Below are 24839 nucleotides of genomic sequence, written 5' to 3' on the forward strand. Positions count from 1 at the left end.
GAGTGCCCCGACAAGGAGGCGGCGGTAGCGGATCTTCCGGCCCTTCTTCGTGCCGAGAGGGCGCCGCATCTGGTGCCGGGGAGGTCGGCCCCGGGCGTTGTCACGTTGTGGGGACGTGGGCGTGTGGCGGTGCGTCAGGACATGGCGGGGCCGGCTGTCGGTCCTCGGTCGGGCGGCGGTGGGCACCCCGACGGCGCCGGTGATCCGGCCCCCGGACGCGAAGCGGATGATCTTTTCTGCGCGGTGGCGGCCGGCGGTCATGAGGTGGCGTGGGGGCGGAAGTGGGGTGAGATGCCGCTGAAGGCGACCGGGAATCTCCGGGCCCCGCCGATGCTGCGGAAGCCCTTCGTCGCGCGTTCGCGTTGCCGGGTGGCCGGTGGCTGTTCTCGGCGCGGTTGTTCGGCCCTTTGTGGGAGCGGTGCTCGACCGAGCGCATCAGCACGCGGTGGGCGGCGCCGTAGGAGCGGAGCTTGTCGGTGACGATCACCCTCGGCACGGACCCGGTCCGCTCGAGAAGCCGACGGAGGAAACACCCGGCCGCGGCCCTGTCCCGGCAGTTCCGGACCAGGATGCCGGGCACGTTGCCGTCCTGGGCGACGGCGCGCCGCAGATACTTGATCCTGCCGTTGACCCTGATGGAGACCTCGTCCGGGCACCAGCAACCCGAAGATCGTCCCACCCGGTCGACCGACGTGACGGCGCGCCTCCGCGACGCCTCAGCTGTCCAGCCGGACGGGCTGCCAGCGGTAGGTGGCGTCCTCCTGCCAGCACTGCAGCTCGTCCTCCACGACCGCAGCCAGGCACAGCCGCCAGTCGTCGCCGACCGACAGCGCGACCCGGGTGGCCGGCCGCAGCGTGGGCCGCCACCAGCGGGGCCGCCGCGCCCCGCCGGAGGCCGGCAGGCGCAGCCGGACGCCTCCGGTGCCGGCCAGCGCGATCGTCGGGCCGCCGCGGTGGCCGGCCATCGCCACCCCGAGGGCGGGTTCGGACTCGCTGATCTCGACCGGCGCCGCGCCGCCGCCGAGCGGGTACAGCCAGGCGGTGCCGTTCGGGCCGAGGATCACGGCCTGCGGCCCGGCGGAGGACCGGGCCAGCGCGGCGCCGCGGGCCCGGGCCGGTGCGGCGATCCGCTCGGGCCGGCTGTCGGAGCCCACCTGCCAGCAGAGCACCCGGCCGTGGTGCTCCACCAGAACGGACCATGTCCCGACGCGTTCCTCGGCGGCCGCAAGCACCCGGTCGGCCGGGCAGCCGGGCAGCTCCTGCCCGGTGACGGTGACCCCCGGCGACCAGCGGAAGGACTGCAGGACGCCGGCCCGGGCCGTCCAGACGACCAGCTCTCCGGAGGCGTTGACCGAACCGGCCGCACCGGCGACACCACGCGTCACCTCCCACCAGCCGGAACGGTTGCCCATCCAGAGCACACCCGCGCCGTCCTCCGCGAAGACGGCGAGCTCCGCCGCCCGGCCGGCCCGCCCGGCCACGATCTCCCGCACCGTCGGCGGGCCCTGGTCGGTGCGGATGTCCGGAAGCTCCGCCGGTGAAAGCCCGGGGCCGGTGTGGCCGACGCCGTCCGAACCGCCGGAGACCACCAGCGGCCGGCCCGCGGTGTCCGGCAGTACGGCCAGGCAGGAGGTGCGCGGCAGTGGCCGGTGTGCGCGCAGGAGTTCGCGTCCGCGAGCGGCCCAGGGGCCGAGCGGGGCGGGGCGGCGGTCCGGGTCGTGGTGCAGCGGTTCGGCGGCCCAGGCGGCCAGGTCCTCGCTGAAGCCGGCCGCCACCAGTTCGCGGCGGGCCTGCTCGGCGGCCGTCCGCTGGTCCAGCCGGCCGTGCTCGGGCAGCAGCAGGCTGCGGGCCAGCGTGCCCACCGCGAACAGGTCCTTGGCGGTGGCCGGGAAGCCGCCGACCTGCTCGGCCTCCGGCGGCACGTGCCCGGGGGTGAAGACCGCCACCGTCAGCGTCCGGTCCAGCGGGGCGAGGAAGGTCAGGTCGATCAGCTTGACCCGGCCTTCCGGCTCCACCAGCACGTTGGCGGGCGAGATGTCGCGGTGCACCCAGCGCTTGCGGTGGAGTTCGTCGACGATCCGGCAGAGCCGGACCAGTACCTCGGCCACCGCCGGCAGGCCGCCCCGGTTGGCCCGCGCCCACCGGTGCAGCGGCACGCCCTCCACCCACGGGGAGATCTGGTAACCCATCACCCCGTCACCGGGCGGGCTGCCCGGCCGGTGCGGCGAGGGGCCGAGCAGGAAGCTCGGCACCACCAGGTCGGTGACGGCCAGGCGGTGGGCGTTGTGCGAGACGTCGTCCCAGCGGCCGAGCCAGCGGCGCACCTCGGACGGGTCGCGCTCCAGCATGATCTTCGCTGCCACGAGCTCCTTGAGCCCGCTGCGGCCGGTGCGCACCGCGCGCCACACCTCGGCCTCGCCGCCGCGGTGGTGGAACTCCAGCAGTTCGTACTGCTCGGGATCGAACTCCGGCCCGAACCGCAGCCCGGGCACCCAGCGTGACTCTGACACTCCGCCCCCCGCCTGACCGGTCGGCCCTGCCCTCCCGAACCCCCACGATAGTGCTTTTTCCTGCCCGGACGTCCCGGAGGCCGCCTATCCTGATCTCGCCCGAACATCGGTTGACAGTACGTCAAGACGGTCGATTCCATGCTCAGTTGCTCATGGATCCGGCCGAACGGACCGCAGGGGGAGACTGCATGGCGCTGTTCGCGCTGCTGCTGATCGCGGTGGCACTCGCCGGCCTGGGGGGCTTCGTCCTCGTCCGCCGCAGACGTGCACTCGACGCCGCCTCGGTGGCCAAGGCGCTGGCCGCGGCGGCCGCCCGGCTCGCCGCCGGGCAACCCGAGCAGGCCCGGCGCCGGTACGCCCGGCTCACCGAGCGGCTCGCCCTGGCACCCCCGCCCCTGCAGCCCCAGCGCGGCACCGCCCTGATCGGCCTGGCCGAGGCCACCGAGACGCTCGGCGACCGGGCGGCCGCCCTCGGATTCTGCCGCGAGGCCTTCCCGCTGGTGCGCACGCCGGACACGCAGATCCCCCGCTGGGGCCTGCGGCGGCTCGCGGAGGCGGAGATCCGGTCCGGCCGGCCCGACCTCGCTCCCGTCCTCGCCTTCCTGCGCGCCACCGACCACGGCCCGGAGGCCGGCGAGGAAGCGGAGTCCGCCACGCGCGTCCTCGACTGGCTGCAGCACCGCTGCCGGGACGCCTCCGCCGCCGACCGCGACAGCGCCACCGCCGCCGCCCTGAAGGCACTCCCCGGGCGGGACTGGCCGGTGCTGGCCAGGTCGGCGTTCCTGCGCGACAGCGGCCGACCGGGCGAGGCCGAGGCCGTCCTGGTCGCCGCCGCACCCGGCGGCAGCGGCGAACTCTGGTTCCGCCACGGCGCCCACCTGCACGCCGCCGGGCGCAACGCCGAAGCCGTCGAGGCCTTCGGCCACGCCGTCGAGCGCGGCACCGGCGAGCCCTCGCCGTGGGCCCGCGGGGCGTCGCTGCGCGCCGAGGCCCTGCTCTTCCGCGGCCTGGCCCGGCAGTTCCTCGGCGACCACCCCGGCGCCGGCACCGACCTCGCAAACGCCGCGGCGGCGGCTCCCGCCGACCCCCGCACCCACTACGCACTGGGGCGGCTCGCCCTGCTGCTCGACCGGGACGACGAGGCGCACGGCCACTTCACCGCGGCCCTGGCCGCGCAGCCCGGCCACACCCCGTCCCGGCTCGGCCTCGCCCTGCTCCACGAACGGGCCGGCCGCCCCGCCGAGGCCGCCGCCGACTACCGGACGGCCCTCGAGTCGGCCCCGCACTGGCAGCCCGCCAAGGTCCGGCTCGGCGCCGCCCTGCTCGCCGCCGGCCGCGCCGAGGAGGCCGCACCGCTGCTGCACGCGGAGGCCGAGGCCGGCCACCCCTGGAGTCCGGCCGCCGCCTTCCACCACGGCCTGGCCCTGGCCCGCAGCGGCGACCCGAAGGGCGCGGTGGACCGCTGGGAGCCGCTGCGCGGCCCCGACCTGCCGGCCCTGCCGACCCTGCTGGCCGCACAGCGCGACCTGCTCGCCCGCCGCCTGCTGGACACCGACCCCGGCGCGGCCCGCGCCCTGTGGCAGCAGGCCGTCCTCGACACCCCGGACGATCCGGGCCTGCGCCTCTGTCTGCGCGAGGCCGCCCTGCGTGAGGCCGCCCACCTGCTGCTCACCCGCCGCGACGACCCGCAGGCACTGGACGCCGCCGCCAACGCCCTCGCCCTGGCGGGCTCCCCCGCCCCCGGCAAGGACGGCCCGGCCGCCTCCGCCCGGGAGGGCCGGCTGCGGGCCGCGCTGGCCCTCGCCCGGGGCTCCGCAACCGGGCCGGACGCGCTGCCCGCCGACGCGGACAGCCCGCGGGATCTCTACCACCGGGCCGCGGCGGGCCTGCTGACCGGCCGTCCGGTCCGCACGGTCGCCATGCTCGCGCCGCTCGAGCCCGAGCCCGCGGGCGACCCGGCCCTGGCCCGGCTGCGGGCGCTGCTCGCCGAACGGGCCGGCAACTGGACCGGTGCCCTCGACTGGTACCGGCGCCACCTTGCGAACCCCGCCGGCCCGGCACCGGCACCGGCCGGCGGCGCATGCTGCGCGGCCGCCGCCGACACCCCCTGCGACCGGGCCGCCGACGACGCCTGCGGCGGCTGCGGCCGGGAGGGCTGCGCCGCGCACCTGTACCGACCGGCGGGCGACGGCTCGGTGCGCTGCGGCCGCTGCGCGGAGCGGGCCCTGCTCGCAGTGCTGGACTGCGCTCTGCAGGCGGGCCTGCCGCAGGAGGCCGAGCAGACGCTGGCGGCGTGGGCCGCCGTCCTGGGTGACAGCCCGGCCGGCGTCGCGGTCCGCGCGGGTCTGTGCCTGCTGCGGGCCGACGACGGCGACCTGGATGCCGCCCTTGCCGGCCTCCCCGCCGCCGCGCACCGGGCCCGCACCAAGGTGCTGGTCCGGCGCGCCGCCCGCGCTGTCGGGGCAGGGCGGTTCGGGGACGCGGCCGGCGACCTGCGGGAGGCCGTCCGGCTGACCCCCGGGCATGCCCTCGCGACCGAGGCCCTCGGGGTGCTCGCCGAGCACGAGGCGGCCCGCCACGCCGCCGAGGGCCGGTACCAGGAGGCCTGGGACTGCTACCACGCGCTGCTGCTCAAGGACCCGTCGCACCCGCGGCTGCTGCACGCGCTCGGCCTGGTGAGCTACCGCCTCGCGGCCGCCGTCCCCGCCCAGGGCATACCGCCGCAGGAGGCACCGGCGCAGGAGGCCTCTCGTGAGGCGGCGCAGGCGGGCCCCACGGCCTCGGGCCGGGCCGACCGTCCTGACCGGGCCGATCTGTGGCACTGGGCCATCGGCTGCCTCGTCCCCTCCCTGCACCTGACCGACGTGTGGGACGCAGCCGCCCACGTCACCGGCCGGGACACCGAACCGCCGCGGATGGCTGCCGCCCGTGCCGCCCTCATCGACCGGCTCCGCAGCGACCTGCGGACACTCGACCAGACCCACGGCCGGAGCGGCGACGAGGTCGACGCCTGGGCGGTCCGGCTCGGGATGGAGGTCCGCTGCGCCGAGGCCTTCGCCGAGGACGAGGTCGTGATCGGCCGCCCCGACGGCACCAGCCACCGGCTCGTCGTCGGCCCGGCCCTCGAACGGCTGCTGCGGACCTCCCCGCCCAGCGGCGAACTCTCCTCCTGGCAGGGCGCGTTCGAGTACGCGGTACTCCCCTGGCGCAAGCCCGGACCGTACGGGGTCCACTCGCTGACGCACGCCCTCGGCCTGTTCGACGAACTCGGGCCGCAGCGCTACCTGCTGCTCCAGGGGCGGCACGCCGCGGCGGTCTCCGCACTGGAGGCCCCGGACGGCGCGGAGACCGACGAGACCCGGCAGCTGCTGCTGCGCGAGGCCCTCACCAGCCAGGCCGCCGAACACCACCGCCACCAGGAATGGCGTGAGGCTCTGGAGTGCCTGACCCGGGCCCGGACCCTGCCCGGGCCCGAACTCACCGCAGAACTCGCCGCCCTGGGCGCCGACGCCGGCCTGCGCGCCGCCCGCGCCCTGCTCAAGGAGCACGACGACGACCAGGCCGGCGCGGCCGAACTGCTGGAGCAGGCACTCGCATTGTCCCCCGGCCACCGCGAGGTCCGGGAGAACCTCGGCGCCGCGTACGCCCAGCACGCCCGCAAGGTCAACAACGAGACAAAGGACTACCGACAGGCGCTGGTACTGCTGCGCAAGGCGCTCGCGCTGGCCCCGGACGACCCGACGGCCCGCCACTTCCTGGAGGCCGCGCTGCTCAACCGGGCCAACGAGGTCAGCGTCCTCGGCCCCGGCGGCGACCTGGTCGAGGCCACCGAGCTGTGGCAGGAACTCACCGAACTCGACGACGACCCCGACCACCGGTCGGGCCTGGTGTACGTGCTCCAGCTCCGCTCGCTCACCGCCGCCCTCGCCGACCGGCGCGCCGAGGCCGTCGCCCGGATGGCGGAGGCCATGGCGGCCGACGAGGACTTCGACGGCGACCCGGACGCCGAGGCCCCGCGCCGGGTCTCGGTGGTGCTGGCCAACTACGTACTGGAGAAGTACCAGGACCGGCCGTTCGACGAGCGCGCCTCCCTGCTGCGCCGTGCCCAGACGTACGACGACTCCGCCGACATGCGGACGGTGATCGTCAACGTGTGGCGCGGCGAGGCCGCGAGCAACTTCGAGGCCGACCGGTTCGCCGACGCCGCGCTGCTGCTGGAGCAGGCCCTGCAGATGGCGGGGCCGGCGGACGTCAAGGCCAACATCCGCAAGGAGCTGGGCGTCGTCTACGGCGCCCACGCCGTACGCAGTGCCAACGCCCGCCGGTTCGGGGAAGCCCGGACGCTGATCGGCAAGGCCGTCGCGCGCGACCCGAACGACTCCGGACTGCGCAGCCTCAAGTACCGGATCGACCGCCTGCGCTGACGGATCCGGCCGCCCCGGACCACCGTCCCCGCCCGAGTCCCGACGGCCTCCCGACGATGTCCCGAAGCCGCCCCGAAGCCGTCCCTGCAGCCGTCTGCAGCCGGAGGAGAAGAGACCGCCGCCATGCCCCTGCACGAACCGTCACCGTACGAGGTCCTGGGCCTCCCGCCCACCGCGGGCGTGCGCGAGATCAACCTCGCGGTGGGCCCGGCCATGCGGCAGGGCCGCCACACCCGCCAGCAGATCCAGGACGCCGCGGCGCTGCTGCGCAACCCCGACCGCCGCCTGGAGCTGGACATCCAGCAGCTGCTGCCGCCCGAACCGGTCGACGGGGTGGCCGAGTTGCTCCACCCGGTGCTGGAGGAGCCGCTGCTGGTCGTGGAACGGCCGCCGGTGTCACCGGCAGCCCTGCTGGTCGTCCGCCGCGAGGAGCTCGCCGCCGACTTCGCGGAGCCCGCCCCCGCCTCCACCGCCGAACCGCCCGTACCGGCGCAGTTCGCCGCCGACCTGTCGGTGCTGCCGCCGATCGACATCCCGGAGTGAACGCCATGACGACCCAGGAACCCGGCACACCGGTGCCGACCGCCGCGCCTCTGGAGGTGCCGCAGCGGGCCCTCGACATCGATCTGGCCCAGGCGTTCAGCCAGCTGCTCTTCCGGGCGTCGCTGCTGCAGCGGCTGCGGGACGACGAGGCTCGCGCCGCCCGCGCCGCGCAGCGTGACCTGCTGGGCCTGCTGGTCGACGTGGACGACGCCCTGGCGGCGCTGAGCCTGGACCCGGAGCTGGTGCGGCTGGGCCGCAGCTCCGGCATCGAGGCGACCCGGCGCCGGCTGCTCGGCAAGCTGGCCAAGGCCGGGGTGCGCCCGATGCGGCTGGAGGGGATGGCCGCCGATCCGGGCCTGTCCGAGATCGTCGGCACCGAGGCCCGCACGGGACTGGAGCCGGAAACGGTCGTCCAGAGCGTGGTCACCGGCTTCTTCTGGAACGACGAGGTGCTGCGCCGGGCGCAGGTGGTGGTCGCCATGGCTCCCCCGCCGCCGTCCGCGGAGCAGCCCGAGCCCACCGCAACCACCGCAACCGCCGGAAGCGCCGGAAGCGGCGGAAGCGCCGGAAGCGCCGGAAGCGCCGGAAGCGCCGGAAGCGCCGGAAGCGCCGAGAACGACGAGGGTTTCGAGAACTCCGAGAGCCTCGGGACCGCCGAGGGTCTCGGGACCGCCGAGAGCTCCGAGGCCGCCGGGAACGTCCACCGGACGACAACCGGACAGGCCCCGAACGCTCCCACAGGCACGGGCAAGGCCGGCACGGGGGGCAAGGCCCGGAAGGGCTGGTCGAGGTCCGCGCGGCCCAAGCGACGACGCAAGCGCTAGACACACAGGGGACAAGAGGGGAACGACATGTACCGCACTCTCGGTATCGACCTGGGCACCACCAACTCCGTGGTGGCCCAGCTGCGCCGGGGCGAGCCGGAGATCGTCTTCAACCGGCAGAACCAGGAGGGCACGCCCTCGGTGGTCGGCCGGGGCCGGCGGGGGGAGCTGCTGGTCGGGTCGACCGCGCGGAGCCGGCTCGCCCTCGACGGTGAGAACGTGATCCGGTCGGTCAAGCGCTTCATGGGCCGCAAGTTCCGTGACCCGCAGGTGCAGGCGGCACTCTACGAGGTCGACTACAAGGTGACCGCGGGCACCGACGGCGACGTGAACGTCTGGTTCGACGGCCGCTCGTACACGCCGATCGAGATCTCCGCGATCATCCTGCACCGGCTCAAGGAGGACGCCGAACAGCGCCTCGGCGAGCCGCTGCACCGGGCCGTCATCACGGTGCCCGCGTACTTCGGCGAGCGCCAGGTCGCGGCGACCCGGGAGGCCGGCCGGATGGCGGGTCTGCACGTGCTGCGGGTGATCAACGAGCCGACCGCCGCCGCCCTCGCCTACGGGATGACGGCCGAGGCCGGCGACGAGGGGCGGACCGTCCTGGTCTACGACCTGGGCGGCGGCACCTTCGACATCTCGATCCTGCTGCTGGTGCCCGGCTCGGTGTCGGTGCTCGGCATCGAGGGCGACAACCTGCTCGGCGGGGACGACTTCGACCGCGCCATCACGACGGCGCTGCTGGAGGACATCCGGGACGAGTACGGCTCGGACTACCAGCCGGACCGGCGGGACCGGCCGCGGATCGCCTCGGCCGCCGAGGTGGTCAAGATCGAGCTGTCCAACCAGGAGGCGTCGGACGTCGTCCTGGCAGGCCTCGGGGCGGGCCAGCTGGTGCTGGAGACGGTGTTCGAGCGGCCCCGGCTCGAGGAGCTGATCGAGGCCCGGATCGAGCGGACCATCGAGCTGACCCACAAGGCGATCATGCAGGCCAACCTGACCGTCGGGGACATCGACGAGGTGCTGCTGGTCGGCGGCTCGACGTCGATCCCGCTGGTGGCGCGGCGGTTGGGCGAGGTCTTCGGACCCAAGCGGATCCGGCGCGGCGTCAACCCGATGCAGTGCGTGGCGCTGGGCGCGGCGGTGCAGTCGGCCCTGGTGGCCGAGGTGGAGTGCCCGGAGTGCCGGACGCCTGCCGAGCTGTCCGCGGCCTCGTGCGCACAGTGCTCGACCTCGCTGCTGGGCGGCGCCCGGGTGACCTGCACCGGGTGTCACCTGCCGGTGGACGCCACGGCCGACGCCTGCCCCAAGTGCGGGCAGCAGTTGGAGGCCGAGGCGGCCGAGCCCGTCGCGGCGGCCGTCACCCAGACCCGCGACTGCGCGCGCTGCGGCACCCCGGCGGCGGCCGGGGCCACCGCCTGCAGCCTGTGCGGGGAGGCGCTGGCCGGCGCCGAGGGCGGCACGGCGGCCACGGCCGTGCAGGACATCGGCCTGCGTTGCGGCGGCTGCACGGCGGTGAACCCGCCCGGCACCGAGATCTGCCCGTCGTGCGGCCAGCTGATGCAGGTGACCAACCCCTTCGACATCACGCCGAAGGACCTGGGCATCGAACTCAACGACGGCCGCCTGGCGGTGATCATCCCGAAGGGCACCGGCTACCCCACGAGCACCCCGGTCAGCCGGGAGTTCGTCGTCTCCGGCGGCGGACAGCAGCGCCTCGAGGTGGCCGTGTACGAGGGCGAGCAGCCGATCGCCCAGCAGAACGAGCTGATGGGTCACCTCACCCTGCGGCTGCCCGCCGGGCTCGGCGGCAGGATCCCGGTCGAGGTGTCGTTCGGCCTCGACCAGGACCGCACGATCACCTTGTCGGTGCGGATCCAGGGCGGCGAGCAGCGGACGGTCAAGCTCGGCCGGGCCTCGCTCGACCCGGAACTCAAGGTGCAGGTCGAAGAGCAGCAGCGGCAGATCGAGAGCTTCACCGACCGCTGGGCGAACGAGCTGACCGAGGCCGAGCTGCGCGAGACCCAGCGGCTGATGGAGACCCTCGACGACATGGCCGGCGGCCGGACGGGCGGGGAGTCGGTGGACGCGGCGCTGGAGCGGGCGCAGTTCCTGCTGAACGCGCAGCGCTGGGTGCGCAGCACCGAGGCGTACCTGGGCCTGTTCATCCTGTACTGCGAGAAGCACCTGGACAAGGGCGACCTGGCCCGACTGCAGATGGTGGCGGCCGAGCTGCGGCAGCGGCGCGAAGCCGCGGACTGGGAGGGTGCGATGGCGGCGGCCGCCGCCGCGGACGAACTGTGCGACTCGCTGGGCCACACCTTCCGGATGCTGACGATGTGCAACATCTACGTCAACCAGAACATGGTCTCGCCGGCGCTGGGCCAGCGGATCCTGGCGGAACTGCGCGGGCTGGACTCCGCCGTGGAGTCGGCCAACATGGAGGCGGCGAACCGCCACAACTCGGCACTGCTGGGCCTGTACGCGCAGGCGCAGCGCGAGATGGGCAACGACAGCGTGCCGGAGCAGGTCGGGCCGGTCCGCCCGGAGGAGGTCGATCCCCGATGACGGCCGTACCGCCGATCGAGGTGCCGTGCCCGCAGTGCGCGGTGCCCGCGGACGCGGAGAGCCTGCGCTGCCCGTCCTGCCGGGAGGACCTCGCGGCGCTGGTCCGGCTGCGGTACGCGGGACGGATCGACTACAACGAGGCGCTGGAACGCGTTCGCGCCGGGGAGGACACGGCCGCCCTGGTGCTGCTGCACCGCGCGGTGGCGCAGGAGCCCGGCCTGCGCCCGGCCCTGGACCTCCTCGCCGAGGTCACCGCCCGGGTCGGCGCGGCGGGCGGCTGAGCAGATCCGGGGACGAACGCCGAGGCCCCGCACCGACTGACGGTGCGGGGCCCCCCGCGGAACGGACTTCTACGACGACCATGGGGCGGACCCCGGCGGGAACTCCGGGGGCTCAGCTCTTGGTTCGGCACCGTCCAAGACGATCCCGAGCGCCCGGTCGCGCTGCTCCTCGTCGAAAGCAGCATGCGGCACGGTCTGCCGCGCGGATTCGAGCCACGCAGTGGTGGCCGGATCCGGATAGACCTTGCCGCGCACGAAGCGCCCGACGACAGTCCACCCACGGCCACCAAGCGAATTGCGTTCGCCGGCAGCTGGCGCCGTCGTTAGGCTGCGCGCTGTGACGGGGAATCTTGAGCTGCGTACGTTTCAGGTGGGCGAGATCCACGCCGAGTTGCGCCGGCTGCACATGTGGGACGACCTCGAAGGGATGATCGAGGGCACACCGTACCTGCATCGTCGGTTCAGGATCATGCAGTTGGAGAAGCAGCTCACAGGTACGCAGGGTATGTATGTCCATGACCTGGACGGCATCCGGGCCGATGCCGCCGCGCGGGTGGACACCTGGCTGCCACGGGCCAGGGTGCAGGCCCGGCTGAGCGCGCCCTGGTGCCCCGACGGGGTGACCGAACCCGGCCACAGCGAGCTGTCCGTGGTGTGGTTCCAACAGGCCGGCGAGGACCCCTTCGGCCGGTTGGCCGAGATCGTACGACCGTTGGACTGGACTGCACTGGCCCGGTTCGAAGCAGCTTCTGACTAGCGGCTCGCATCGGATACCCCCGGGGCGCGAAACAGGATGCAATACCGCCCCGCGGAGCTCGTGGAGGGCTGCCCTGTGGGCACCGTGCTCGCTCTCGACATCGGCTGACGAGCGGTACTACTCGGTTGCGTCCCATGTGGTGGTGGAATCGCCGTGTGCTGACGTTCCGTCGGAGCACGGTTCTTGGGCCGCGGGTTCGCGGAGCGGGACCGCCGCCCTCTTCGGTGCAGGCAGCGGCGGGAGAACAGCCCCTCGGCCGTGCGTCTCGGCGGCGGCCGGCCGGTCGGTCGGCAGCCGACCGGCCGCCGACCAGGGCCTACTTCAAGATCGCTGCTGAACCACTCGGCGGAACGTCATCGGCGCGTACTCGTCGACGAACGCACCGCCCCGTGCGGGGGTCCGCACCCGCCACTCCCCCGCCCCGCCGCTGCCGAGCGCCGGGTGTCGGCGCCGGGGAGCGGCAGAGTTCGATGCCTACGCATTCATGCTTGTTCATGCGTGCCGAAGCGGTCGACCGCCGTTCGGTGTGACCCTTCGATGCCGTGTGCCTGGAGGGTCTACTTGGCTTCGACTCGTCCGACCGGGTCGGGGTCGGTTGACAGCGCCTCACATGCGGTCTGCCAGGCCGTGTTGCCGCGGTGGAGCCGGCTGTGGAGGTAGGCGGCGGTGAGTCGCCCGACGGCGGCGACCCGTTCGGGGTTCTCGTCGGTGGTCTCGGCGGCGTCGTATCCGGCGATACCGCCGAGTCCGTGCTCCGCGTCGAACAGGGTGAGAAGGGACTTGGGGCCGGGGGCAAGAGTGTAGGGGTCGGCGTGCCAGTCCGGCCCCATGTCGGTGAAGTGCCGGGGGTCGTCCTTGTCGCCTGCGACGACCAGCGCGGGAGCGGTCATGGTGGAGAAGTCGACGGCCCCGATGATCGGCCACTGCTCGGCCATGGGCCCGTTGAAGGCGTCACCACCCCTGCCGGGCGCGGCGAGCAGCACGCCCGCCTTGATCCGTGGCTCGACCAGGTGCACCACGTTCCCGGTGTCGGGGTCGTTGAGTCCGGCGCCCAGCAGGAGGGCGGCGGTGAAGCCGCCGAGCGAGTGTCCGGCGAGGGCGACCTTGGTCCGGTCGATCCGTCCCGCGAGCTGCGGCACGGTGCGCTCGACCACGTCGAGCCGGTCGAGGATGTGGGTCATGTCCTCGGCGCGGGAGCGCCAGAAGTCCGGTGCGCCGGGGGCGTCGGCGACCAGGTGACTCAGCGTTCGAGAGGTGAGGTGGGTGGGCTGGATGACGACGAATCCGTGTGCGGCCCAGGAGTTGGCGAGCGGCGCGTAGCCGTTCAGCGAGGACAGGTTGTTCGAGGGGCCGTGGCCGTGGGACAGCAGGATGACGGGAAGGCCGCTTCCGGTCCCGGGTGCGGAGACGCGCACCTGGAGGTCCACCGGCCGTCCGGGCACGGGCAGGACCACCGGGCTGTACGACAGGACGGGGGCAGGTGCGGTGTGGATGGATGCGCTCATGAGCGGTTCTCCTTCTGCAGTGGGTGCCGCGGCCGGCCCCGGCCGGGCCGGCGGCAGGCAATGGTCGGGGGCGTCCCGCTTCGGCTAACCTGAAGCGGAACACTGTCCCATTTACTATCCGGAACGTTGTTCCGCTTTGTCAACAGGTACCGGAGGAGAGTCGTGTCCAGCGAGAGCCTCACGGGGAAGGTGTCGACCCGGAGCAAGCGGTCCGATGCGCTGCGCAATCAGCAGGTGCTGCTCGCCGCCGCAGCCGAGGTGTTCGTGACCTCCGGCGTCGACGCGCCGATCCGCCAGATCGCGGCCAAGGCGGGTGTCGGGACGGGAACGATCTACCGGCACTTCCCGACCCGGGCCGATCTCATCACGGCCGTCTACCGCCACCAGATCGAGGAGTGCGCGGAGGCGGGCCCGAATCTGCTGGCCGGCGCCGACTCCCCGTTCGCCGCACTGCGCCAGTGGATCGACCTCTTCGTCGACTTCCTGGTCACCAAGCACGGGCTGGCCGACGCGATGCAGTCGGACAGCAGCGGCTTCGCCGCGCTGCACGGCTACTTCCTCGACCGCCTGCTGCCGGTCTGCGCACAGTTGCTCGACGCCTCGGTCGAGGCAGGTGAGATCAGGGCGGGCATCCGGCCCTACGAACTGATGCGCGGCATCGGCAACCTGTGCATCGGAGGCGGCGACCCGCAGTACGACCCCCGGCGCCTGATCGAACTGCTCCTGGACGGACTGCAGCACCCTCGGTCGGCGTGACGCCGGCGGCAACCGCTCGCCGGGCGCGGCCACCAGCATGCCGATCAAGCTTCGATGACACAGGGCAGCCACGCGTGTCCTGCGGCACGCGCCCCTCCAGGTGGCCGGCCACGCTTCCGCGCCTCCGAGTTCCTTCCGACCGGTGATGGAACGGGACGGCGGCCACCGTCAGGCCGGTCGCGTTGGGTGCGCCGGTGCCGCCGGACTGCGGAGGCAGCGGACAGCACGGGCACGGCGGTGAGAGCAGTGAACAGCGCACGAGCGCGGATCTGGTGCCCGCCGCACGCGCTCGATCCGGCTGCGGTCATCGCGTCGCCGCGCCGCGGGAGGCGGGACGGTCTGGCGGGCCTCGCGCACCCCGGGAGGGCTGGGGGCGCTGCGGATCGGGCGCGGCCGACCGACGGTGCCATCGCCGCAACGGCGGGGGAACCGGGTGCGGACTGGCTGCTGGAGCAGCTGCCGACGATGCTCGGCGCGAACGACGAGCCGGACGGCCTGGTGCTGCCACCGGGGAAGCTGCGTGACCGTCCACACCGTCCCGTGTCCACGCGGGTAGGCGCGGGTGCGACGGTTGCTGTAGCCCTTGTCGGCGCTGACGCTGTCGGGTGTCGTGCAAGGCCGGCCGGTGCGGGCAGAAGGTTGGTTCAGGCGCGGACGGGCATCTGGCGTAGCACCAGGGAGACGAAGCCCCAGGTGTCCCGGTAGACGCTCAGCCATTCCCGGCGACGGGTCGTGGCTGTCTCGAGCACGTGCGAGCTGTCCGGATCGGCAGGGTGGTCCAGGGCCCAGGCAGCCAGCGAACCCCAGCAGGCCCACTCGTAGTCGTCCAACTCACGACGTGTACTGACGTGCCCATCGACAGGAGTCCATCCGTCGGCGACGACACGTTCCACGGTGGTTGCCAGGTCGGTGAAGTTCCCGAGCATCTCGATGGCCTCCTGCGCCGGGGGGCGCTCCCAGAATCCCTCACCGAGAAGGACACGGCCGCCGGGAGCCAGGTGCCTGCGGGCCGCGGCGAGGGTGGGGAGCAGGCCACCGAAGGCATGCGTGGCTCCGAAGCTGAGGACCACGTCGAACGGCTCCGCGGATACGAAGTCTTCGGCCTTCTGGTGATGAAGGACGAGACGCTCCTGGACGCCGAGGTCGATCGCGGAGGCGGCGGCCTGGGCCAGGGCATCCTCGGAGATGTCCACGCCCTCGGCGTGCAGGTGCGGTCGTGTGGCCAGGGCACGCAGGAGCCATTCCCCTCCGCCGCACCCGAGGTCGAGCACACGCTCGTCGCCCCTCGGGAGCCCACGTTCCAGCAGCCGACCGACCGAGTCGTCGTCGAGCGGAGACTTGATCGGGTGCTCAGCATGAGCGATCTGGGACATCTCTTCACGGTTCACCAGCACAGCTTGTCAACCAACAGAGATTGCGCGCACCTCGTTTTCGCTCACGTGCTGAAGCCTTGCGAGGCAACTGCCGTCCACAGGTCTTGACAATTACTCATCGCGGGGCAGGCCGTTACGGTAGTGGTCAATGCTCGAACAACTTCGGGGGTTGACCCCGGAGCACGATTGTGGCGAGACCGGTCCGGGTGTCTTGGTTGCAGAGCGAGACTGCCGCCAGGGTAGGGCCGCCGTGCCGGCGCCGCCGCTACTGCTGTCGGCCCAGTCGATCGCCCATGATGGGGTGCCGCTGACGGTACCCAACAGTCCGTGGCGGGACCCGGGTTCACCCTGGTACGACTCCTGCCGTCCACCTACCGATTCCAGTGGGCGTGGATGCAGAACGGTCGTTCGCACCGTGACTACTGCTGCTTCCACCGCTCCTTGGTGATCTCGTACCGTACGCCTCCATACTCGGCTCAGAACCAGATCGGCCTTCGGCCGGCCGGTCCGGCCCGCGTCCTGCAGGCCGGCCAGCCCCTCGGCCGCGAACTTGCGACGCCACTTGCCCACCGTCTTGGCCTGGACACCGACATGGCCTGCAACAGCGGCATTCGACATGCCGTCAGCACACGCCAGGATGATCCGGGCCCGCTCGGCAGCTGGTTGCGTCCAGGGAAGTGGTGTACGGGTTCCACCCGTTCCGGGGGTTTCGTCCCGGTAGCGGGTGTCGCCTGAGAACGTAAGACGGCCACCGGCTGATCCTTCGAGAACGACCAAGCTCTTGAAGGAGAACAGCACGATGACCGCACCTGACAGTGTGCCCTTCGCCGCCCTGCTGGAGGAGAACCTCGCCTCGGCGAGTCCCGATCTGTTGCGGGCGATGGTGAAGACGTTCGCCGAGGCGATGATGTCCGCCGACGTCGACCGCGCCTGCGGCGGCGAGTACGGACGGCCGAGCGAGGAGCGCGTCAACTCCCGCAACGGCTACCGGCATCGGGACTGGGACACCCGAGTCGGCACCATCGATCTGGCGATCCCGCGTGTCCGCTCGGGCTCGTACTTCCCCAGCTGGCTGCTGGAGCGCCGGCGCCGGGCCGAGCAGGCGCTGATCAGCGTGGTCGCGACCTGCTACCTGCTCGGCGTCTCGACGCGGCGGGTGGAGAAGCTCGCCGAGACCATGGGCGTCACCCAGCTGTCGAAGTCACAAGTGAGCGACATGGCAAAGCATTTGGACGAGCGGGTGGCCGAGTTCCGAGGCCGCCCGCTCGACCAGGGCCCCTACACGTTCGTCTGGGTCGACGCCCTGACCCAGAAGGTCCGCGAGGGCGGGAGGGTCGTCAACGTCCACTGCCTGGTCGCGGTCGGCGTCAACAACGAGGGCCAGCGCGAGGTGCTGGGCCTGGACGTCGCCTCCAGCGAGGACGGCGCCGGCTGGCTCGCCTTCCTCCGATCCCTGGTCGCCCGCGGCCTGAGCGGGGTCAAGCTGGTGGTCTCCGACGCCCACGCCGGTCTCGTCAACGCGATCGGCGCCACCCTGCCCGGCGCGTCCTGGCAGCGCTGTCGAACGCATTACGCCAGGAGCCTGCTCTCGCAGGTTCCGAAGTCCGCCCAGCCCTGGGTCGCCACCCTGCTGCGGACCGTCTTCGAACAGCCCGACGCGAAGGCCGTGCGCCAGCAGATGGCCACCGTCATCGCAGCCCTCGACGAGCGATTCCCCAAAGCCGCAGAGCACTTGGAGAGCGCCCGCGAGGACCTGCTCGCCTTCGCCGCCTTCCCCCGAACGGTCTGGAAGTCGATCTGGTCGAACAACCCGCAGGAGCGCCTGAACAAGGAGATCCGGCGCCGCACCGACGTCGTCGGGATCTTCCCCGACCGCGCCGCCATCGTCCGCCTGATCGGCGCGGTCCTGGCCGAGCAGAGCGACGAATGGGCCGAACAGCGCCGCTACATCGGATCCGAGATCCTCGGCCGCTGCCGCCTCCACCCGATCGAGGGAGAAACCCCCGACGAGACCATCACGACAGCCCTTACCGCCTAGCCTGAAACCGGATCACCGAGTGGCCGTCGATACACCACTCCGGCGGACGTGACCCGGCAGCTCTCCGGTCCCACGCCGCCGCCCGACGCACCAACTCGGCACGCTCGTCCTCGGACAACGTGATCGACACGGCAGAAGGCCCAGGATGTGACACCCGAAAAGGGTGGCAACTTACCCTCGTGATTTGCGGCGCAAGACATTAGGTCGCTCCGATGAAGATCCGTATCTTGGCCCCATGGCGAATGAGGGAGAACCGAGACTCTTTGTGAACCGGTGGGGCGACACATCGGATCCGGCGTCGGTTGGTGGCCAGTCCTATCGGGATGAGTGCAAATGCTTCGACCAGGCCAGGCCGCATTCGCGAGCGCGCGTCGGGTTCCACGCCGAGTCTCAGGACACTTCGGCCCCTGGGTGGCAGCGACTGCTGGAGCTGGTTGACGAGGCCGCGGCCAACGGACGGGAGGAGTTCCGTCCCCTGGTTGGGCTCAGCCCAGTAGAACGGCGGCAGATCGTGACCTTGCCACCGAGCATCGCCAAGCTGACCGCGGTCAAGCGTTTCGTGCTCTACGGCAGCAACCTGGTCCGGATCCCGCCCGAGATCGGGGCGATGACCAGCCTGGAGGAGTTCACCCCGTACACCTCATACCGGCTGCACTGGTTCCCCTACGAGATCACCAGGTGCTCCAAGCTGGCCCGAAGCACAGTGAGCACACGCGCGCTGTTCGGGAACTACAAGCTCCGTCCCCCCTTCCCCCGTCTCCAGCCGCCTCAGGACTCTGCCGCGGACCTTGACCTGACGGCGCTCGATGCCGGCCGCTGGGGGACAGCGGCCATCCGCAGTTGCAGCGTCTGCGACCGGTCGATCAAGCAGCATGGCCTCCACCAAGTGTGGATCTCTCGGAGAGTAGCCACCGATGTCCTGCCCCTCCTGGTCAACGCCTGTTCGGCGACCTGCGTAGACGCCCTTCCCCAAGGAGCCGAGGGCTACGTGCAGTTCCCGCACACGGGCGGCAACGTCGACCAGCCAGCGTCCGACTGGGACTGACCACCTGACCGCGGCAACACCGGGTCGCTGCTCAGCGCAACGGCTTCCCGGTGCGCTCGGGGTGGGCGGCACGGACGTATCTCACTGCGGTGACCTCGCTGATCCCGAAGAGTCGGGGGACCAGCGCCAGGGCCAGGTCGGCAGGCCGCCGTGGTGCTCGCCGGTGGGGTCCAGGTCGGGTGCGCGCACGGGACGAGGTCTCCTGTCTGTGTCGGGTCGGCCGGTCGGCCGGTCCCGTCCCCGGATGCGGCCCGCCCGCCCGGCCGGCGTTCGGCGGGGCGGGCGGATCGGGCCGGGGGCGAGAGCGGTGGACCGGTCAGCCGTTGTTGTTGGTGATGGAGCCGCGCCATCCGGCGGTCTGACGGCCGATGTTGGTCTGGTGGGTGCGGTGGACCAGGGCCAGGACGGTGCCGGTCGCGGACGCGCCGTCGCCGCTGGCGGTCGCGCCCGCCCCGGCCCCGGTACCGGCGGCGACGGAGCGGAGCTTGCCGAGCAGGCCACAGACGCCGAGGACGACCAGGCCGACGAGGATCGCGGCCCACTTGAGGACGTGGCCGAGGTCGTCGGCGTGCGGGGCGACCTCGCCCACGGCCGCGCCGAGCATCCACACCGCACCGCTCGCCGCCAGCGAGGCGACGGAGCCGTAGAGGACGTACTGCCGCACCGCCAGCGGCAGACCCGGATCGGCGACAGGCTGCGCCGGGCCGGTCGGCTGCGCCCCGGTGGCGGACTCGGCCTGCGGTGGCACGGCCGTGGTGAGCGGGTTGTGCACGGGAACGGCGGCGACCTGGCCGTCAACGATCGCCGGGACGAAGGCCTCCGTTGCGGCGGTCGGGCGCAGCGGGACGGCGACGAGCCGGCCGTCGAGGATGACGGGGGTGTAGCCGGTTTCCAGGAGGCTGATCTGCGGGTCGGCCGCGTGGTCGGCGGCCGTGGCGGGGGTGTGGTCGATGCTGCTCACGGCAGCCTCCTTCGGGATGGCAGGGCGGGCGGGAACGGGGTTCTGCAGGGCGCCGGGCGCCTTCTGGGCCGCCGGGCCCACCCGGTGGCGGGGCAGGTCCGGCGGCCCTGGGAGAGGCCGGGAGCTGGGTGTGTGAGGCCTGGTCAGTTCTCGGTGCGGGGGTGGCGGTCGCAGTTGGTGACCTGTCCGGCGGTGTAGTGGCGGCGCAGGCCGGCGGGCCCAGGTGGTGAGGGTCATGTCGGAGACCGCGACGATGGTCTGGACGGCGGCGGTGCGGCCGGTGGCGGCCAGGCGGATCAAGAGGTCGGGCCGTCGCGGGGCTCCGCAGGACGGGCTCGGCGCCGTCGATGACGATGGTGATGCGCGGCTCGGCTGTGGTGGGCTCGTGGTCGCGGCCGCGGGCGGTGCGTTCGGCGGCGACGGTGAGCGCGTCGGTGAGCAGGTCGGCGGCCTGGTCGGCGCCGACGGTGCGGTCCGTGCCGGTGAGGCGGCCGGGGCCGGTCGGCTCGATGCCCCAGACGGTGACGGCGTTGCCGGCGGCGAGTTTCTCGGCGGCGATGAGCTGCTCGAGGGTCTGGGTCTTGCCGGAGCCGGGGCGGCCGACGATCAGGTGGGTGGTCACGGGTGCCTTCTTTCTGATGCGGAAGGGATGGGTGTGCCCGCCGCCCCGGGTGTGCGGGGCGGCGGGCACGGTGGTGGTGACGGCGGTTCAGGCAGCGACGGCAGTGAGGGAGGCCCAGGCGCCGTGGCCGAGGTCGACGACCTCGCCCTTGTCGGCGGCGCGCTTGAGGGTGGAGGAGACGGTGGACAGCGGCATGCCGAGCCGGGCGGCGATGATGCCGGTGGTGGCCTGACCCTCGGTCTCGAGGAACGCGAGGATCGACCGCTTCTTGTCGCCTCGGGCCGGGGTGCCGCCCGCGGTGGCGGTGGTGGTGAGCTGCTGCTCGAAACCCGGCCCGGCTTGGACCCGGACCTTGCCGAAGGACACCTGCGCCGGGACGACCGTGCCGCTGCCCTTCTTCTGCGGCCTGCCCGTGGCCGGGGCGGCCTCGGTAGCCTCGGTGGTGGTGTCGGCGTCGTCGGTGACGCCGGGCACCGGCGGCATCTCGCCTCGGCGGCGGGCCGCGAGTCGCTCGCGCCACTCGGTGTAGACGGGGCCGATGTGCTCGGCGGCCTCCTGCGAGATGACGGCGGGGGTGCCGCGCTTGGCCCAGCGGGTGGCGATCCCGGCCCGCTCCGGCGCCCAGCCCCGGAACATCGCCGCGCGCTCCTCGACGCCCTTGAGGTAGCCCATGCCGGACGTCGGCACGCCAGGCTCGTCCGGCCACGTGGACGGGATGTCGTTCGGGTCGGCAGGCAGGTTGATGACGTACCCGGCGGAGCGCTCGGTGGTGCGGAACGCCACGTTGTTGCCCGCGGTGAGCGGCTGGCGGAGCTTCGGCGTGCCGAGGGAGTCGAGAGTGGGCAGGTGGGTGACCAGACGGAGCCTGATGCCGACCTTGCGGCCGAGGATCGCGATCCGCACCGCGTAGTCGAGGGCCTCGGCGTAGTTACCCCAGACGTCCTGCCACTCGTCGATCGTCACCGAGATGAGCGGCTCCTCCGGTGTCGGCGACCAGTAGGTGTCGCCGTACATCACGTCGCCGTCCTCGTCGTGCCACACCGTCAGGGCTCCATGACGATCATCGGGCCGGCGGAGCGAACTGCCCTGGCTTATGTGCGCGTTAACAGTCCAATGCCTTGACGGTACATCAACGTGTAGCCATAGTGATGGTCGGCGCAGCACCACCAGGGTGTCCGACCTGTCTTGCAGTGCACCCCTTCCCCAGCAAAATTGTTAACGCTAACAATTTGGCCGCGCCTTCTTCCTTCCCCACCCGCGAAGGAGTTCGTTCATGACCATGCGATCGTGGCCGAGCCACGCCCGGCGGGCGCTGACGGCGGCCGGAACGACGGCCGTGCTCGTCGTCGGTCTGCTCACCGGAGCGGGTACCGCCCGGGCCGCCACCGAGGGCCCGTGCGACATCTACGCGGCGGGCGGAACACCGTGCGTCGCGGCCCACAGCACCACCCGTGCGCTCTTCGCCTCCTACAGCGGCCCGCTGTACCAGGTGCGGCGGGCCTCCGACGGCATGTTGCAGAACATCGGGGTCCTGTCCGCCGGCGGCGTCGCCGACGCCGCCGCGCAGGACTCCTTCTGCGCGGGCGCCGAGTGCAGCATCACCCGCCTCTACGACCAGACAGGCGGCGGCAACACCCTGGTCTACCAAGGACCCGGCGGGACCGGCGGCGCCGACACGGCGGCCACCGCGACCACCGAAGCGGTCACCGTGAACGGCCAGAAGGCCTACGCGCTCTACATCAAGCCCGGCAACAGCTACTTCGCCTACAGCTCTGCCGGGGGCGTGCCCACCGGCACGTCGCCCGAGGGCGAGTACATGGTCACCAGCGGCACCCACGTCAACAACGGCTGCTGCTTCGACTACGGCAACACGGAGATCGACCACAAGGCCGACGGCAACGGCGCCATGGACGCGATCAACTTCGGCACCGAATGCTGGTTCGGCGGTTGCAGCGGCACCGGGCCGTGGGTGCAGGCGGACCTGGAGAACGGCCTGTTCTCCGGCGGCAGCAAGACGTGGAACCCCAACCAGGTCTCCCAGACCAGCCGCTTCGTCACCGCGATGCTCAAGAACAACGGCACCACCCAGATGGCGCTCAAGGGCGCCAACGCCCAGTCCGGGAGCCTGACCCAGCTCTACAGCGGCACGCTGCCCAGCGGATGGAACCCGATGCACAAGCAGGGCGCTGTCATCCTCGGCAGCGGCGGCGACTGCTGCCAGACCAACCGCAACGCGAGCGCCGGCACCTTCTACGAGGGCGCGATGGTCAAGGGCTACCCCTCCGACGCCACCGACGCCGCAGTCCAGGCCAACATCGCCGCGGCCGGCTACAGCACCGACACCACGAACCCCTTCGTCCCGGGCGCGAAGGTGTCGCTGCGGGCCACCACCTCCTGCTGCACCGGCGACTACCTGCGGCACGACACGGGCGACAACAAGGTGGGGATCGCGCCGGTGACCCCTGGCAGTTCCGCCCTCGACAAGGGCAACGCCACCTGGATCGTCCGCACCGGCCTGGCCAACAGCACCTGTGTCTCCTTCGAGTCGGCCAACACCCCTGGTAGTTACCTCAGGCACTACGCCTTCCAGCTCCACCTCCAGCCCGCCGCCGGCACCGGCCAGTTCGCCGCGGACGCCACCTTCTGCGCCAAGCCGGGAAACAGCGGCACGGGCTACTCCCTTCAGTCCCTCAACTACCCGGCCAAGTATCTCCGCCACTACCGCCTCGTCGGCTACATCGCGAGCAACGGCGGCGCCAATACCTGGGACGACCCGTCGTCATGGACCCAGGACTCCAGCTGGCTCGCCGTCTCCCCCTGGGGCTGACGAGCGGCCCGTGCCGGCCGGCTGTCGAAGACGGCGCACACCGGAAGGCACCCGGAGGCGTCAGCGCGGCCCACGCCGTCCGCACAGCCGGGCAGGTTCGTGGATGCCCACCCCACCCCCACCCTGTGAAGGAGATCTTCATGGTCAAACTGTCGATCCGTAGGCTCGGGCGAGCTCTCCTCGCGACGGGCGCGACCGCCGCACTCGCCGTCGGCATGCTCACCGCCACGGCCGCGACCTCGCAGGCGGCCACCCAGGGGCCCTGCGACATCTACGCCGCCGGCGGCACCCCCTGCGTCGCCGCGCACAGCACCACGCGCGCCCTGTACGGGGCGTACAACGGCTCGCTCTACCAGGTCAAGCGCGCCTCCGACAACGCGACCAGGGACATCGGCCTGCTGAGCGCCGGCGGATACGCCAACGCCGCCGCGCAGGACGACTTCTGCGCCGGCACCAGCTGCGTCATCACCGTCATCTACGACCAGTCCGGCAAGGGCAACCACCTCACCCAGGCGCCCGCCGGCGGCGCGGCCGGCGGGCCGGACAACCTCGCCAACGCCTTCGAGGCGCCGGTCACCGTCGCCGGACACAAGGCGTACGGCGTCTACGTGGCCCCCGGGACCGGCTACCGGAACAACAACACCAACGGCATCGCCACCGGCGACCAGCCCGAGGGCATGTACGCCATCTTCGACGGCACGCACTTCAACGACGGCTGCTGCTTCGACTACGGCAACGCCGAGACCAACAGCCTGGACACCGGCAACGGCCACATGGAGGCCCTCTACTTCGGCAACAACAAGGCCTGGGGTTCGGGCAGCGGCAACGGCCCCTGGGTCATGGCCGACCTGGAGAACGGCCTGTTCTCCGGGGTCAACCGCGGATTCAACGCCGGCGACCCCAGCGTCAACAACCGGTTCCTGACCGCCATGCTCAAGGGCGGCCCGAACCAGTGGGCCCTCCGCGGCGGCGACGCCCGGTCGGGCGGCCTGTCCACCTTCTACAACGGCGTGCGCCCCAATGCCACGGGTTACAACCCGATGCACAAGGAAGGCGCGATCATCCTCGGCATCGGCGGCGACAACAGCAAGTGGGCCCAAGGCACCTTCTACGAAGGCGTCATGACCTCGGGCTACCCCACGGACGCCACCGAGAACGCCGTCCAGGCCAACATCACCGCCGCCGGCTACAACAGCGGCTCGACCGGCACCGGCACACTGACCCCCGGCTCCCGGATCTCCCTCCGGGCCACCACCGCGCCCTGCTGCACCTCGCACTACCTCCGCCACGACGACGCCGACACCAAGGTCGTCATCTCCGCCACGAACTCCTCCAGCCCAGCCACCGACAAGGCCGACGCCACCTGGATCGTCCGCACCGGCCTGGCCAACACCTCCTGCGTGTCCTTCGAGTCCGCCAACAGCCCCGGCCAGTTCCTGCGCCACTACAACTACCAGCTCAACCTGAACACCGACAACGGCGCCGGCGCGTTCGCCCAGGACGCCACCTTCTGCCCCACCGCGGGCAACAGCGGGACCGGCACCTCCTTCCGGTCCGCCAACTTCCCGACGAAGTACCTCCGCCACTACAACTACACGGCCTACATCGCCAGTAACGGCGGCTCCAACACCTGGGACAGCAGCACCAGTTGGGCCGCCGACACCAGCTGGCTGGTCACCCAGCCGCTGGGCTGACCCGCACCGCCGTCTCAGCAAGCTCGCCGGCCCGGCCCGGCCGCAGGCCCGGCCCGTGGCCGGGCCGGTGCAGGGAGCCGGTCGAGGGCATCGGCCGGCTCCCTGTCACGT

17 protein-coding genes and 1 pseudogene are annotated in these 24839 nt (G+C 72.4%); 11 read left to right on the forward strand and 7 right to left on the reverse strand.

Annotation, left to right across the window (positions count from 1 at the left end; genetic code table 11):
• Positions 1-171 precede the first annotated feature (171 nt).
• Together ACQ614_RS00605 and ACQ614_RS00610 are read right to left on the reverse strand one after the other, a co-directional pair.
• A pseudogene (locus ACQ614_RS00605) lies at positions 172-658 on the reverse strand (IS6 family transposase); the annotation flags it as partial.
• 58 nt (positions 659-716) lie between these two features.
• Complete coding sequence (locus tag ACQ614_RS00610) at positions 717-2510, reverse strand: serine/threonine protein kinase (protein ID WP_431676055.1); 1794 nt, start codon at positions 2508-2510, stop codon at positions 717-719.
• Between the two features lie 188 nt (positions 2511-2698).
• Here ACQ614_RS00610 and ACQ614_RS00615 point away from each other — a divergent pair, with 188 nt between their 5' ends.
• The 6 genes from ACQ614_RS00615 to ACQ614_RS00640 all read left to right on the forward strand — a co-directional run bounded on the left by ACQ614_RS00615 (position 2699) and on the right by ACQ614_RS00640 (position 11907).
• Complete coding sequence (locus tag ACQ614_RS00615) at positions 2699-6934, forward strand: hypothetical protein (protein ID WP_431676056.1); 4236 nt, start codon at positions 2699-2701, stop codon at positions 6932-6934.
• Positions 6935-7057: 123 nt separating this feature from the next.
• Entirely contained in the window at positions 7058-7477 is a 420-nt protein-coding gene (locus ACQ614_RS00620; protein ID WP_431676058.1) for a hypothetical protein, read from the forward strand.
• 5 nt (positions 7478-7482) lie between these two features.
• Positions 7483-8301, forward strand: a complete 819-nt coding sequence (locus ACQ614_RS00625) for a nucleotide exchange factor GrpE (RefSeq protein WP_431676059.1) — start codon at positions 7483-7485, stop codon at positions 8299-8301.
• A 27-nt stretch (positions 8302-8328) separates the two neighbouring features.
• Positions 8329-10869, forward strand: coding sequence for an Hsp70 family protein (locus tag ACQ614_RS00630; protein ID WP_431676060.1), 2541 nt, complete (start codon positions 8329-8331; stop codon positions 10867-10869).
• Positions 10866-11150 carry a hypothetical protein gene (locus ACQ614_RS00635; protein WP_431676061.1) on the forward strand — a complete coding sequence of 95 codons (285 nt, stop codon included), beginning with the start codon at positions 10866-10868 and terminating at the stop codon, positions 11148-11150. Before ACQ614_RS00630 ends, ACQ614_RS00635 begins: the two co-directional genes overlap by 4 nt.
• 337 nt (positions 11151-11487) lie before the next feature.
• A complete protein-coding gene (locus tag ACQ614_RS00640) occupies positions 11488-11907 on the forward strand; it encodes a hypothetical protein (RefSeq protein ID WP_431676063.1) in 420 nt (139 codons plus the stop codon).
• A 557-nt stretch (positions 11908-12464) separates the two neighbouring features.
• Here the strand turns inward: ACQ614_RS00640 and ACQ614_RS00645 are convergent.
• Positions 12465-13412, reverse strand: coding sequence for an alpha/beta hydrolase family protein (locus tag ACQ614_RS00645; RefSeq protein ID WP_431676064.1), 948 nt, complete (start codon positions 13410-13412; stop codon positions 12465-12467).
• 162 nt (positions 13413-13574) lie between these two features.
• On the opposite strand from ACQ614_RS00645, the gene ACQ614_RS00650 reads away from it, so the two are divergent.
• On the forward strand, positions 13575-14168 hold the full coding sequence (locus ACQ614_RS00650) for a TetR/AcrR family transcriptional regulator (protein WP_431676066.1): 594 nt from the start codon (positions 13575-13577) through the stop codon (positions 14166-14168).
• A 644-nt stretch (positions 14169-14812) separates the two neighbouring features.
• Here ACQ614_RS00650 and ACQ614_RS00655 read toward each other — a convergent pair.
• On the reverse strand, positions 14813-15556 hold the full coding sequence (locus ACQ614_RS00655; RefSeq protein WP_431676067.1) for an SAM-dependent methyltransferase: 744 nt from the start codon (positions 15554-15556) through the stop codon (positions 14813-14815).
• A gap of 96 nt (positions 15557-15652) precedes the next feature.
• On the reverse strand, positions 15653-16339 hold the full coding sequence (locus ACQ614_RS00660) for a helix-turn-helix domain-containing protein (protein WP_431676068.1): 687 nt from the start codon (positions 16337-16339) through the stop codon (positions 15653-15655).
• 1 nt (position 16340) lies between these two features.
• Here ACQ614_RS00660 and ACQ614_RS00665 point away from each other — a divergent pair, with 1 nt between their 5' ends.
• Together ACQ614_RS00665 and ACQ614_RS00670 are read left to right on the forward strand one after the other, a co-directional pair.
• Positions 16341-17579 carry an IS256 family transposase gene (locus ACQ614_RS00665; protein ID WP_431676069.1) on the forward strand — a complete coding sequence of 413 codons (1239 nt, stop codon included), beginning with the start codon at positions 16341-16343 and terminating at the stop codon, positions 17577-17579.
• 235 nt (positions 17580-17814) lie between these two features.
• Positions 17815-18624 carry a leucine-rich repeat domain-containing protein gene (locus tag ACQ614_RS00670; RefSeq protein ID WP_431676071.1) on the forward strand — a complete coding sequence of 270 codons (810 nt, stop codon included), beginning with the start codon at positions 17815-17817 and terminating at the stop codon, positions 18622-18624.
• A 316-nt stretch (positions 18625-18940) separates the two neighbouring features.
• Here the strand turns inward: ACQ614_RS00670 and ACQ614_RS00675 are convergent, their stop codons facing one another.
• Both ACQ614_RS00675 and ACQ614_RS00680 read right to left on the reverse strand, forming a co-directional pair.
• Positions 18941-19585 carry a hypothetical protein gene (locus ACQ614_RS00675; RefSeq protein WP_431676073.1) on the reverse strand — a complete coding sequence of 215 codons (645 nt, stop codon included), beginning with the start codon at positions 19583-19585 and terminating at the stop codon, positions 18941-18943.
• Positions 19586-20294: 709 nt separating this feature from the next.
• A complete protein-coding gene (locus ACQ614_RS00680) occupies positions 20295-21248 on the reverse strand; it encodes a hypothetical protein (protein ID WP_431676074.1) in 954 nt (317 codons plus the stop codon).
• A 232-nt stretch (positions 21249-21480) separates the two neighbouring features.
• Between ACQ614_RS00680 and ACQ614_RS00685 the strand changes: the two genes are divergently transcribed.
• Both ACQ614_RS00685 and ACQ614_RS00690 read left to right on the forward strand, forming a co-directional pair.
• Positions 21481-23034, forward strand: a complete 1554-nt coding sequence (locus ACQ614_RS00685; protein ID WP_431676076.1) for an alpha-L-arabinofuranosidase B — start codon at positions 21481-21483, stop codon at positions 23032-23034.
• A gap of 140 nt (positions 23035-23174) precedes the next feature.
• Positions 23175-24728, forward strand: coding sequence for an alpha-L-arabinofuranosidase B (locus tag ACQ614_RS00690; protein WP_431676078.1), 1554 nt, complete (start codon positions 23175-23177; stop codon positions 24726-24728).
• Positions 24729-24839 lie beyond the last annotated feature (111 nt).

Source organism: Kitasatospora dryopteridis (assembly GCF_050749075.1).
In the GTDB taxonomy this organism is placed as follows: Bacteria; Actinomycetota; Actinomycetes; order Streptomycetales; family Streptomycetaceae; genus Kitasatospora.